Annotated in this window: 6 protein-coding genes; 5 read left to right on the top strand and 1 reads right to left on the bottom strand. The window is 70.6% G+C overall.

Features of this window, described 5'->3' with window-relative positions; genetic code table 11:
- Positions 1 to 178 precede the first annotated feature (178 nt).
- A complete protein-coding gene (locus tag SYYSPA8_RS05370) occupies positions 179 to 814 on the top strand; it encodes a superoxide dismutase (protein ID WP_323445779.1) in 636 nt (211 codons plus the stop codon).
- A gap of 159 nt (positions 815 to 973) precedes the next feature.
- On the opposite strand, the gene SYYSPA8_RS05365 is transcribed toward SYYSPA8_RS05370, so the two are convergent.
- Positions 974 to 1,621 (bottom strand): mycothiol-dependent nitroreductase Rv2466c family protein, encoded by a 648-nt coding sequence (locus tag SYYSPA8_RS05365; RefSeq protein ID WP_323445778.1) that lies wholly within the window; start codon positions 1,619 to 1,621, stop codon positions 974 to 976.
- A 194-nt stretch (positions 1,622 to 1,815) separates the two neighbouring features.
- Here SYYSPA8_RS05365 and pepN (SYYSPA8_RS05360) point away from each other — a divergent pair, with 194 nt between their 5' ends.
- From pepN (SYYSPA8_RS05360) to pepN (SYYSPA8_RS05345), 4 genes are all read left to right on the top strand, one after another.
- On the top strand, positions 1,816 to 4,386 hold the full coding sequence (pepN, locus tag SYYSPA8_RS05360; protein WP_323445777.1) for an aminopeptidase N: 2,571 nt from the start codon (positions 1,816 to 1,818) through the stop codon (positions 4,384 to 4,386).
- Between the two features lie 1,021 nt (positions 4,387 to 5,407).
- A complete protein-coding gene (locus SYYSPA8_RS05355) occupies positions 5,408 to 8,719 on the top strand; it encodes a S8 family serine peptidase (RefSeq protein WP_323445776.1) in 3,312 nt (1,103 codons plus the stop codon).
- A gap of 203 nt (positions 8,720 to 8,922) precedes the next feature.
- On the top strand, positions 8,923 to 9,957 hold the full coding sequence (locus SYYSPA8_RS05350; protein WP_323445775.1) for an aspartate-semialdehyde dehydrogenase: 1,035 nt from the start codon (positions 8,923 to 8,925) through the stop codon (positions 9,955 to 9,957).
- Positions 9,958 to 10,215: 258 nt separating this feature from the next.
- The gene (gene pepN / locus SYYSPA8_RS05345; RefSeq protein WP_323445774.1) at positions 10,216 to 12,792 is read left to right on the top strand and encodes an aminopeptidase N; all 2,577 of its coding nucleotides are present in this window, start codon (positions 10,216 to 10,218) and stop codon (positions 12,790 to 12,792) included.
- Positions 12,793 to 13,313: the final 521 nt, after the last annotated feature.

Here is a 13,313-nt window from a genome sequence, read left to right as displayed (position 1 = left end):
GGTCCCGGACACCCTCCCGGGGCCCGCCGCGCGGGCTGCTCGGGAGCCGGTCCGGGGCCTTCGGCGGGGGGTGGTCCGGCCGGGGGCCTAGGACCATTGCCTGATCACCAACCGTTCCCACCTGCTGCTAACGTGCACATGCGAAGGATGCGCAATAAGCAGTCGGAGGGACCGGACCATGGCCATCTACACGCTTCCTGATCTGCCGTACGACTACACCGAGCTTGAGCCGGTCATCGACCCGCAGATCGTCGAGCTGCACCACGACAAGCACCACGCCGCGTACGTCAAGGGCGCCAACGACACCCTGGAGCAGCTGGCGGAGGCCCGCGACAAGGACCAGTGGGGGGCGATCAACGGCCTGGAGAAGAACCTCGCGTTCCACCTCTCCGGCCACATCCTCCACAGCATCTACTGGCACAACATGACCGGCGACGGCGGCGGCGAGCCGCTGGAGACGGACGGCGTGGGCGAGCTGGCCGGCGCCATCGCCGAGTCGTTCGGCTCGTTCGCCAAGTTCAAGGCGCAGCTGACCAAGGCGTCCGCCACCACCCAGGGCTCCGGCTGGGGTGTCCTGGCGTACGAGCCGGTCAGCGGCCGGCTGATCGTCGAGCAGGTCTACGACCACCAGGGCAACGTGGGCCAGGGCTCCGTGCCGATCCTGGTCTTCGACGCCTGGGAGCACGCCTTCTACCTTCAGTACAAGAACCAGAAGGTGGACTTCATCGAGGCCATGTGGAAGGTCGTCAACTGGCAGGACGTCGCCAAGCGCTACGCGCAGGCGAAGGAGCGCACGCCGCTGATCGCCCCGTGAGCAACGGGCCGCGCGCCGCTTCGGCGGCGTGCGGCCCGCAGTCGTCCTGCTCGTGATCGTCTTCTCACCCTTCACGGCGGACGGACAGAGGGAAGGACCCCCGCGAGGACATGACTCGCGGGGGTCCTTTCTGTGCCCGTGACCCGCGCGGACGGGGGGTCAGGCCGACAGGTTGGAGAAGTCCGGGCCCGCCGTCCGGGTGCGCTTGATCTCGTAGAAGCCGGGGGTCGCGGCCACCAGCAGCGTGCCGTCCCACAGCTTCGCCGCCGCCTCGCCGGTGGGCGCGGGCGTGACCACCGGGCCGAAGAACGCGATCTGCTCGCCGTCGGCGCCCGGCACCGCGATGACGGGCGTGCCCACCTCCTGGCCGACCTTGTCGATGCCCTCCGCGTGGGAGGCCCGCAGCTCGGTGTCGTACGTGTCCCGGTCGGCGTACTCGATCAGCCCGGCCGGCAGGCCCACCTCCTGGAGCGCCCCGGCGATCGCCTCCCGGGTGGGGCCCTCGTCCCGGTTGTGGATACGGGTCCCGAGCGCCGTGTACAGGGAGCCCAGCACCTCCTCGCCGTGCTCCTGCGCGGCGGCCACGACCACCCGGACGGGGCCCCAGGCGTCCTTGAGCTTCTCCCGGTACTCCTCCGGCAGCTCGTCCAGTTTGTCCTCATTGAGCACGGCGAGGCTCATCACATGCCAGCGGACCTCGATGTCGCGGACCTTCTCCACCTCCAGGACCCAGCGGGAGGTCATCCACGCCCAGGGGCACAGCGGGTCGAACCAGAAGTCAACGGGGGTCTTGCCGTTCTCGGACATCTCACTCCTCATCACCCGGCCACGGCCGGGCCCGACAGCTGTGTCGGTCACCACAACAGCACCGGTCACGGGCCGATTCCCGGATTCCCGGGTGGGTGCCCTTTCCGGGACTCCCATGGGAGTATCGGGGCGTTTGTCGCTTCTGCTGGGGCGGTACCGACCGCGCAGCTGTACGAGATATGGATGGAGTGCCCGTGTCCGGAGAGAATCTGACCCGCGACGAGGCCCGCCTGCGGGCGGAGCTGTTGTCGGTCGACGGGTACGAGGTCGCCCTCGACCTGCGGTCGGCCGTGGGGGACGCCCCCGAGGCGGCGGACGGCGACGGGCCCCGCACCTTCCGCTCGCAGACCACGATCCGCTTCCGCTCGACGCGGCCCGGCGCCACCTCGTTCGCCGATCTGATCGCGCCCTCGGTCACGGCGGTGACGCTGAACGGCCGCGAGCTGGACCCGGCGGAGGTCTTCGACGGCTCCCGGATCGCGCTGACCGACCTGGCCGAGGAGAACGTCCTGGTCGTGGACGCGCAGTGCGCGTACAGCCGAACCGGTGAAGGCATGCACCGGTTCGTCGACCCGGAGGACGGCGAGGTCTACCTCTACACCCACTACGAGCCCGCCGACGCCCGCAGGGTCTTCGCCAACTTCGAGCAGCCGGACCTCAAGGCCCCCTTCCGCTTCGAGGTGACCGCGCCCGAGGGCTGGCAGGTCTGGAACAACAGCGCGGGCGAGCGCGGCGAGGACGGCGTCTGGCGGTTCGCCGAGACCCTGCCGATCTCCACGTACATCACCGCCGTCGTCGCCGGCCCGTACCACTACGAGACGGACGTCTACCGGCGCACCGACGAGGACGGCACGGTCCGCGAGATCCCGCTCGGCGCCCTGTGCCGCAAGAGCCTCGCCAAGCACTTCGACGCCGACGACATCTTCCTCGTCACCCGGCAGGGACTGGACTTCTTCCACGACCGGTTCGACTTCCCGTACCCCTTCGGCAAGTACGACCAGGCCTTTGTCCCCGAGTACAACATCGGTGCGATGGAGAACCCGGGCTGCGTCACCTTCCACGAGGACTTCGTCTTCCGGGGCCGGGTCACCCAGGCGTCCTACGAGCGCCGGGCCAATGTGATCCTGCACGAGATGGCCCATATGTGGTTCGGCGACCTCGTCACCATGGTGTGGTGGGACGACCTGTGGCTGAAGGAGTCCTTCGCCGACTTCATGGGCTCGTACGCGATGGTCGGCGCGACCCGCTTCGACAACGGCTGGATCACCTTCGCCAACAACCGCAAGGCGTGGGCGTACCGGGCCGACCAGCTGCCGTCCACGCACCCGGTCACCGCCGACATCCGCGACCTCCAGGACGCCAAGCTCAACTTCGACGGCATCACCTACGCCAAGGGCGCCTCCGTCCTCAAGCAGCTCGTCGCCTACGCCGGTGAGGACGCCTTCCTGGAGGGCGCCCGCCGCTACTTCAAGCGGCACGCGTACGGGAACACGCGCCTCGCCGACCTGCTGTCGGTGCTGGAGGAGACCTCCGGCCGGGACATGGCCGCCTGGTCCCGCTCCTGGCTCCAGACCGCCGGGGTCAACTCCCTCACCCCCTCCCTGACCTGCGACGCCGAAGGCAGGGTCACCGAACTGGCCGTCGTCCAGGACGGCGACACCCTCCGGCCCCACCGGGTCGCCGTCGGGCTCTACCGGCACGAGGGCACCGCGCTGGTGCGGTACGCGCGCGCCGAGGTCGACGTCACCGGCGAGCGGACCGTGGTCGACGCGCTGGCCGGGGCGGACTGCCCGGCGCTGGTCCTCGTCAACGACGACGACCTCACCTACTGCAAGATCCGCTTCGACACGGGCTCGCTGGACACCCTCCGCGCCTCCCTGGGCGACCTCACCGACCCGCTGGCCCGGGCCCTGGCCTGGTCCGCGCTGTGGAACCTCACCCGGGACGCCCTCCTGCCCGCGCGGGACTTCATCGGTCTCGTGCTGCGGTTCGCGGGCCGCGAGAGCGACATCGGCGTCCTCCAGATGCTGCACGCCCAGGCCGCGTCGGCCCTCGCCCACTACGCCGCCCCCGCCTGGCGCGAGGAGGGCGCACGGCTGCTCGCCGAGGGCGCCCTCACCGAACTGCGGGCCGCCGAGCCCGGCAGCCAGCACCAGCTGACCTGGGCGCGGTTCTTCGCCTCCCGGGCCGGTTCCGCGCTGGAGCTGTCGCTGCTCGCGGGGCTGCTCGACGGCTCCGAGAAGATCGACGGCCTCGACGTCGACCAGGAGCTGCGGTGGGCCCTGCTGCTGCCGCTCGTGGCACACGGCCACGCCGGCGAGGACGCCGTGAGCACGGAACTCGCCCGCGACGACACCGCCGCCGGCCGGCGGCACCAGGCCCGGCTGCTCGCGGCGCGGCCGTCGGCGGCCGTCAAGGACGAGGCGTGGGCGTCCGTCGTCGAGTCCGACGCGCTCTCCAACGCGCTCGTCGGAGCGGTGATCTCCGGCTTCGTCCAGGAGGGTCAGCGCGAACTCCTGGCGCCGTACACCGAGCGGTACTTCGCCGCGATCGAACGGGTGTGGGACGAGCGCTCCATCCAGATCGGGATGGACGTCGTGGGCGGGCTCTTCCCCACGCTCCAGGGGGAGGACGCGCTGGCGGCGGCGGATGCGTGGCTGGGCGGGCACGAAGGGGCTGCGCCCGCGCTGCGGCGGATCGTCCTGGAGTGCCGTGACGACCTGGCACGGGGCCTGCGGGGCCAGCACCTGGACGCCTCAGCCTGACCCCTCGCGCTGCCCGCCTGCGGCGGTACGGACGGGATGCGCTCGCCCGGGGCCCCGGCCACCCTTGCGCTGCCCGCCCGCGCCGCTGCGGGCGGGGGGCGCTCGTCCGGGGTTCCGCCCTGCCGGGCCGTGTCGGTACGGGGTCCCGCACCCCATTTCCCCCGGCTCGGGGTACCGGTCCGCCTGTGCTGGCTTCGTGGGTGGGGGGTGCAGGGTCGCCCCCGCAGGGGATCGGCGGGAAGTCCGGCGTGCGTTGACGGTGGGCCTTCGGTCCGCCGACCCCGAGGAGGTGAGCCCGGAGGCCCCCACCAACCCGCACCACACCGTGCGCCGGGACCACCCGAACAAATCCAGCCTGTCCGGCGATTGAGGACGGACCCAGCACCCTGCCCCGCCGCACAGGCGAAAAACCCGCAGTGTGCGGGCCATCGTCGGGGACCAGTCCCCGAACCCCTGCGCCTCAATCGCCGGCGGGGCTGGTTTTTGCTCGGGTCGACGGCGAGGCGGGATTTGTGCGGGTCGACGGCGAGGCGGGTTGTGTGCGGGCCAACGTTGACGGGGCGGTTTTGTGCGGGTCAGCCCGGGACCGGGTGGTGGTGCGGGTTGGCGGGGCCTCCGGGCTCACCTCCTCGGGGTCGGCGAGCGTACTCACCAAGTTTTGTGCGGGTCGGGCTCCGCCGATCCCCTGCGGGGGCGACCCTGCACCCCCGCCCACACAGCAGGCGAAGCCGGACCGTACCCCCGGTGGGGGAAAGAAGGGTGCGGGACCCCGTACCGACACGGGTCAGGCAGGGCGGGACCCCGGACGAGCGCACCGCACACGTACCGACACGGGTCGGACAGCGCGAAGTGGGCCGATTTGTTCCGGGTGGCGGATTGGATGCGATGGCGGATCTATGCCATGGGCACATCAGGTCTTCGCCAACCCTCCCCAAACCCCTGTCCGGTACGTAAGGCTGAGCGGTCTTCCGGCACCGAATTCCGGACTGACACGCATCAACAGGTACCTTCACAACCAGGGATGCTGATGACCCTCGATTCCCCGCGCTCCATATCCGGGCGCAGACGCGCCGCCCGCGTCTCCGCCGCCGCCGCGCTGGTGACCGCGCTCGTCGCCGGCGGCGCCGTACCGGCCTTCGCCGCCGCCCCCGGCGACGACCCGTGGACCGATGGCGGCGCCAAGGCCGCGCAGACCTCCGAGAAGCTGGGCGCGGCCGACGAGGAGCTGCTCGCCCAGGCCGAGGCGGAGGGCGACAAGACCGTCACGGTCATGATCGCCACCAAGCCCGGCGAGACCGAGCAGGTCGCCCGTCAGATCGACGCCGTCGAGGGCGCGATGGTCGGCAAGACCTTCGACCGTCTCGGCTATGTCCGGGCCACGATCCCCACGAAGCGTGCGGAGTCCGCCCTGCTGGCGGCCGTCAAGCTCAGCAGCGTGCAGGGCATCGACCTGAAGCACGAGGTCAAGCGCGAGGACCCGGCCCCGGGCGGCGACCGGTCCAAGGGTGCGCGGACCGCGGCCAAGCAGGCGCAGCCGTACGCGGCGCCCGGGAAGGGCACGCCGGCGAAGAATCCGTACAACCCGTCCTTCGAGACGGGCGCGGTGGACTTTGTCAAGGAGAACCCGAAGGCCGACGGCCGGGGCATCACCATCGGCATCCTGGACTCGGGCGTCGACGTCGCCCACCCGGCGTTGCAGAAGACCACCACCGGCGAGCGCAAGATCGTCGACTCGGTGACCGCGACCGACCCGGTCATCGACGGCGACGGCACCTGGCTGCGGATGGACAGGGCCGTCAGCGGCTCGTCGTTCACCGCCGAGGGCCGCACCTGGACCGCTCCCGCGGGCGCGTTCAACCGCTTCTCCCTCTTCAAGGAGAGCGCCACCTTCGGCGGCGACATGGCGGGTGACCTCAACCGCGACGGCGACACCACCGACAGCTGGGGTGTGCTGTACGACGCGGAGACGCGCACCGCGCGGGTCGACCTGAACAACGACGGCGACTTCCGCAACGACAAGCTGATGAAGCCGTTCCGCAACGGCCACCAGATCGGCTACTTCGGCAAGGACAACCCGGCCACGCCGGTCGCCGAGCGGATCCCGTTCGTCCTGGAGGTCCGCAAGGACGTCGTGGTGAACGCGGCGGGCGCGAAGGCCGACTACGTCAACATCGGTGTCATCGAGGGCTCCCACGGCACCCACGTCGCCGGTATCACCGCCGCCAACAGCCTCTTCGGCGGCAAGATGAACGGCGCGGCGCCCGGCGCCAAGCTGGTCTCGTCGCGGGCCTGCACCTGGAGCGGCGGCTGCACCAACGTGGCCCTGACCGAGGGCGTCGCGGACCTGGTGATCAACCGGGGTGTCGACATCGTCAACATCTCCATCGGCGGTCTGCCGGCGCTGAACGACGGCAACAACGCCCGTGCGGCGATGTACAACCGTCTCATCGACCTCTACGGCGTCCAGCTGGTGATCTCCGCGGGCAACGACGGCCCCGGTGTGAACACCCTCGGCGACCCGGGCGTGGCCGACAAGGCGATCTCGGTCGGCGCGTCGATCACCAAGGAGACCTGGGCCTCCAACTACGGCTCCGCGGTCACCAAGAAGAGCGCGATGATGCCGTTCTCCTCCCGGGGCCCGCGCGAGGACGGCGGCTTCACGCCGACCCTCACCGCGCCCGGTGCGGCGATCAACACCACGCAGACCTGGTCGGCGGGCGGCCCGGTCGCCGAGTCCGGCTACCAGCTGCCCCCGGGCTACTCGATGATGCAGGGCACCTCGATGTCGTCGCCGCAGGCGGCGGGCGCGAGCGCGCTGCTGCTGTCGGCGGCGAAGCAGCGCGGGATCAAGCTGACCCCGGCGAAGCTGCGCACCGCGCTGACCTCGACCGCGAACAAGATCCCCGGTGTGAAGGCCCATGAGCAGGGCGCCGGCATGATCGACATCGTGGATGCCTGGGAGTCCGTGCGCAACGGCGTCAAGGCCCACGAGTACAGCGTCAAGGCGCCGGTGGACACCGCGATCGACGAGGCGCTGAAGACCCCCGGCTTCGGCACCGGCCTCTACGACCGCGAGGGCGGCCTCAAGGTCAACAAGGCGCGGACGTACGACATCACCATCACCCGGACCACCGGTCCGAAGGGCGCGCTGGCGCACAACCTGAGCTGGAAGTACGGCGACGGCACGTTCAAGCTGCTGAACGGCGACCGGGTGAAGCTGCCGCTGAACCAGCCGGTCACCGTCACCGTGCAGGCGAAGGCCAAGACGGCGGGCGTGCACAGCGCCATCCTCCAGGCCGACGACCCGCGCACCGAGGGCGTCGACAAGCAGATCCTGTCGACCGTGGTGGTCTCCACCCCGCTGGCGAAGCCGGGCTACACCTTCTCGGCCGCCGGCAAGGTGCAGCGCAACAGCCACACCTCCTACTTCGTCACCGTGCCCGAGGGCGCGAAGACGCTGGAGGTCGCGCTGGGCGGCCTGGCGCAGAACAGCCAGACGCGGTTCATCTCCCTGCACCCGTACGGGGTCCAGATGGAGGACAGCGCCACGATCTACTGCTACCCGAACTACAACCCGGCCAACACCTGCCGTCCGGATCTGCGCTCGTACCAGAACCCGGCGCCGGGCGTCTGGGAGATCGAGGTCGAGTCGCGCCGTACGTCGCCGCTGCTGGACAACCCGTACAAGCTGGACGTCACCGTGCTCGGCGCGGACTTCGACCCGGCCGTGCAGACCATCCCCGAGGCGAAGATCGGCACCCCGGCCCCCGTCCAGTGGACGGTGACCAACAACGGTGCCGCCGTCGACGGCAAGCTGGCCGGCGGCTCGCTGGGCTCGGCGAAGGTGGACCGTCCCACGATCCAGATGGGTGAGGTCCGCCGGACCACGACCGTCATCGGTGAGGGCGTCGAGCGTCTGGACGTCGCCATCGGCAATGTCTCCGACGCCAACGCCGACCTCGACCTGGTGGTCTTCCGCAACGGTGTCCGGGTGGGCTCCTCCGCGGACGGCGACTCGGAGGAGTCGGTCAGCCTGACCCGGCCGGCCGCCGGTACCTACACCTTCCAGGTGATCGGGTACGACGTGGCCGCGGGCGGCACCGCGTACGACTACCGCGATGTCTACTTCTCGCCCTCCCTGGGCCGGATCGACGTCCCGGGCAGTGCGGCCGTCAAGCTCGCCCACGGTGAGTCGACGCAGGTCACCGCCGAGGTCGTGGCCGCCGGTGCGGCTCCCGAGGGACGTCAGTTCTTCGGCGAGGCCCGGCTGGAGAACGCGCGCGGCACGACCGCGGGCGCGGGCAGCGCCGTGATCGAGAAGGTCACGCCGTAGCCTCCATGAGGTGAGTGGGGGGCGTCCGCCGGTCCGGCGGGCGCCCCCTTCGCCGTGGGTGAGGCCCCGGCCGGCGGGCATGAGGCGGGTCACACATTCCGCCCCTTGGACAATGGACTGGACAACCCGGCCGGGGACATACGCATGATGGGGCGGCACCCAGGCCAGTAAAATCATTACGAACAGGTACGAAGGAGACGTCCGTGAGGGTCGGAATCGTCGGAGCGACCGGTCAGGTCGGCACAGTCATGCGCAATATCCTCGCGGAGCGGAAATTCCCCGTCGAGGAGCTGCGGCTGTTCGCCTCGGCACGGTCCGCCGGGTCCACCCTCACGTGGGAGGGCCGCGAGATCACCGTCGAGGACGCCGCGACGGCCGACTTCTCCGGCCTGGACATCGCCCTCTTCTCGGCGGGCGGCGCCACCTCGCGCGCGCTGGCCGAGAAGGTCGCCGGCCAGGGCGTCGTCGTGATCGACAACTCCTCCGCCTGGCGGATGGACCCCGAGGTGCCGCTCGTCGTCTCCGAGGTCAACCCGCACGCGGTCAAGGACCGCCCCAAGGGCATCATCGCCAACCCGAACTGCACCACCATGGCCGCCATGCCGGTGCTGAAGCCGCTGGCCGCCGAGGCGGGCCTGACCGCCCTGGTCGCCACCACCTACCAGGCCGTCTCCGGCTCCGGCGTGGCCGGTGTGGCGGAGCTGGACGGCCAGGTGAAGCAGACCGTCGGGCGGGCCGCCGAGCTGACCCACGACGGCTCGGCCGTGGACTTCCCCGAGCCCGCCGTCTACGCGCGCACCATCGCGTTCAATGTGCTGCCGCTCGCGGGCAACCTGCTGGACGACGGCTCCTACGAGACCGACGAGGAGCGCAAGCTCCGCAACGAGTCCCGCAAGATCCTGGAGCTGCCGGAGCTGAAGGTCTCCGGCACCTGTGTCCGCGTACCGGTCTTCACCGGCCACTCCCTCCAGGTGAACGCCCGGTTCGAGCGCCCGGTGAGCGTGGAGCGGGCGTACGAGCTGCTGGCCGGCGCCCCCGGTGTGGAGCTGTCCGAGATCCCGACCCCGCTCCAGGCGGCCGGGAAGGACGCCTCCTACGTGGGCCGGATCCGGGTGGACGAGACGGTCGAGCACGGCCTCGCGCTCTTCATCTCCAACGACAACCTGCGCAAGGGCGCCGCGCTGAACGCGGTGCAGATCGCGGAGCTGGTCGCCGAGGAGCTGAGCGCCCGCTCCTGATCGGCCGGACGGACACCGGGACCCCGGTCGGAGCACGCCCGCTCCGGCCGGGGTTGTCCGTCACCCCCGGTCCGGCGCCCGCGGGAAGCCGCCGTACACCGCGGTTCCGGGCCCTCGCGCCCCCCGGTGGCCAGGCCCGTTACCGGCGCGCGCCCCGGCGGTCCGCCGTGGAAGGATGTCGGAAAACGTCACGAAACATGTGACCGACATGTCACCGGACACGTCATTGAGAGACGTCATGAGCGAGGAGATGACCGGGTGCCTGGCACGAATCTGACCCGCGAAGAGGCTCAGCAGCGGGCGCGGCTGATCACCACCCACGCGTACGAGATCGACCTCGATCTGAGCAACGCGCAGGAGGGCGGTCTGTACCGCTCGGTGACCACCGTGCGCTTCGACTGCGCCGAGGCGCAAGCGGAGTCGTTCATCGACCTGGTCGCCCCCGCGGTGCACGAGGTCGTGCTGAACGGCAAGCGGCTCGATGTCGCCGCCGAGTTCCGCGACTCGCGGATCGCGCTCCGCCATCTGCACGAGGGCCCGAACGAGCTGACGGTGGTCGCGGACTGCTCGTACACCAATACGGGTGAGGGTCTGCACCGGTTCGTGGACCCGGTGGACGACCAGGCGTATCTGTACACGCAGTTCGAGGTGCCGGACGCGCGCCGGGTCTTCGCCAACTTCGAGCAGCCGGATCTGAAGGCGACCTTCCAGTTCACCGTGCGGGCCCCCGAGGGGTGGACGGTGATCTCCAATTCGCCGACGCCGACCCCTGAGGACAACATCTGGCGGTTCGAGCCGACGCCGCGGATCTCCACGTACATCACGGCCCTGATCGCCGGTCCGTACCACGCGGTGCACAGCTCGTACGAGAAGGACGGGCAGTCCGTGCCGCTGGGCATCTACTGCCGTCCGTCGCTCGCGGAGTTCCTCGACGCGGACGCGATCTTCGAGGTCACCCGGCAGGGCTTCGACTGGTTCCAGGAGAAGTTCGACTACGCGTACCCGTTCGCCAAGTACGACCAGCTCTTCGTGCCGGAGTTCAACGCGGGCGCGATGGAGAACGCGGGCGCGGTGACCATCCGTGACCAGTACGTCTTCCGTTCCAAGGTGACGGACGCGGCGTACGAGGTGCGCGCGGAGACCATCCTGCACGAGCTGGCGCACATGTGGTTCGGCGACCTGGTCACCATGGAGTGGTGGAACGACCTCTGGCTGAACGAGTCGTTCGCCACGTACACGTCGATCGCCTGCCAGGCCGACGCGCCGGGCTCGCGCTGGCCGCAGTCGTGGACGACCTTCGCGAACTCCATGAAGACCTGGGCGTACCGGCAGGACCAGCTGCCGTCCACGCACCCGATCATGGCGGAGATCCGGGACATCGAGGACGTCCTCGTCAACTTCGACGGCATCACCTACGCCAAGGGCGCCTCCGTCCTCAAGCAGCTGGTGGCCTATGTCGGGCAGGACGCCTTCTTCCGGGGCGTGCAGGGCTACTTCAAGGCGCACGCCTTCGGCAACACGGTCCTCACCGACCTGCTCGGCGCGCTGGAGGAGACCTCGGGCCGCGATCTGACGACGTGGTCCCGGCTGTGGCTCCAGACGGCGGGCATCAATGTGCTCCGCCCGGAGATCGAGGTCTCCCCGGAGGGGGTCATCACCTCCTTCGCGGTGCGCCAGGAGGCCCCGGCGCTGCCGGCGGGCGCCAAGGGCGAGCCCACGCTCCGTCCGCACCGGATCGCGATCGGCTTCTACGACCCGTCGCCCCAGGACGGCCGGCTGGTGCGGACCGACCGCTTCGAGCTGGACGTGGACGGCGAGCTGACCCGGGTGGCGGTCCCGGTGGGCACCCGCCGCCCGGCCGTGATCCTGCTGAACGACGACGACCTGTCGTACGCGAAGGTCCGGCTGGACGAGGAGTCGCTGAAGGTCGTCACGGAGCGTCTGGGCGACTTCGCCGAGTCGCTGCCGCGCGCCCTGTGCTGGGCCTCCGCCTGGGACATGACCCGCGACGGCGAGCTGGCGACCCGCGACTATCTGTCGCTGGTGCTGTCGGGCATCGGCAAGGAGTCCGACATCGGGGTGGTGCAGTCGCTCCAGCGGCAGGTGAAGCTGGCGATCGACCAGTACGCGGCCCCGCAGTGGCGGGAGGCGGGGCTGACCCGCTGGACCGAGGCGACCCTCGCGCATCTGCGGGCGGCCGCGCCGGGCAGCGACCACCAGCTGGCGTGGGCGCGGGCCTTCGCGGCGACCGCGCGCACCCCGCAGCAGCTGGATCTGCTCCAGGCGCTCCTGGAGGGCACGGAGACGATCGAGGGCCTGGCCGTCGACACCGAGCTGCGCTGGGCGTTCGTGGAGCGGCTGGCGGCGACCGGCGTCCTCGACGAGGACGGGATCGCGGCGGAGTACGAGCGCGACCGCACGGCGGCGGGCGAGCGGCACGCGGACACCGCGCGGGCGGCCCGGCCGACGGCCGGGGCGAAGGCGGAGGCGTGGGCGGCGGCCGTGGAGAACGACAAGCTGCCGAACGCCAAGCTGGAGGCCGTGATCGGCGGTTTCGTCCAGACGGACCAGCGGGACCTGCTGGCGCCGTACACGGAGAAGTACTTCGCGGCGGTCAAGGACGTGTGGGGTTCGCGCAGCCCGGAGATGGCGCAGCAGATCGCGGTCGGGCTCTACCCGTCGCTCCAGGTGTCGCGGGCGACGCTGGAGGCGACCGACGCCTGGCTCGGGTCGGCGGATCCGGTTCCGGCGCTGCGGCGGCTGGTCCTGGAGTCCCGTTCGGGTGTGGAGCGGGCGCTGAAGGCGCAGGCTGCGGACGCGGCGGCGGCTTCCTGACGCTCTTCCGCCCGCCGCTTGCGCCCCTGGGGGCGTGACGGTTCGCGGAGGACCGGAGCACGGGCCCGGTGCCGGCGGTTTTCGCCGGTGCCGGGCCCGTGTCGTGCGTTCCGGCCCCCGTGTCATGCGTTCCGGGCCGTGTCGTGCGTTCGGGCCCGTGTCGTGCGTTCCGGGCCGTGTCGTGCGTTCCGGGCCGCGGGTGTTTCCCGGGCTGTGGTCGGTGTGGCCGATTCCGTTCCCACGGGCTTTTCGGAGGCCGCATCCGGTCCGCCGCGCCGCGCGGCCGTCCCCTCCCCCGTCACCTGGGCATCGGGCCTCCCGCGCCGCCTCCGGCTGACTCCGTTTCTAACTTGGCTGAAAATCGCCCATCCACCCCCACTCCCCTCTGGACCTGGGCTTCTCCACCCCTCCCAAGCGTCAACTTCACGCCAAACTTGTCACCCGTCGTCATCTGTCGTATCAGGTCATGGATATGCTCGCCGACTGTCGTCATATGATCATTCCCGTTCCGATGGTTTGAG

The organism is Streptomyces yaizuensis (assembly GCF_034961445.1).
GTDB classification, from domain to species: domain Bacteria; phylum Actinomycetota; class Actinomycetes; order Streptomycetales; family Streptomycetaceae; genus Streptomyces; species Streptomyces yaizuensis.
The sequence above is the reverse complement of the archived record's forward strand: the minus strand, read 5'-3'. Positions and strand labels throughout refer to the sequence as shown.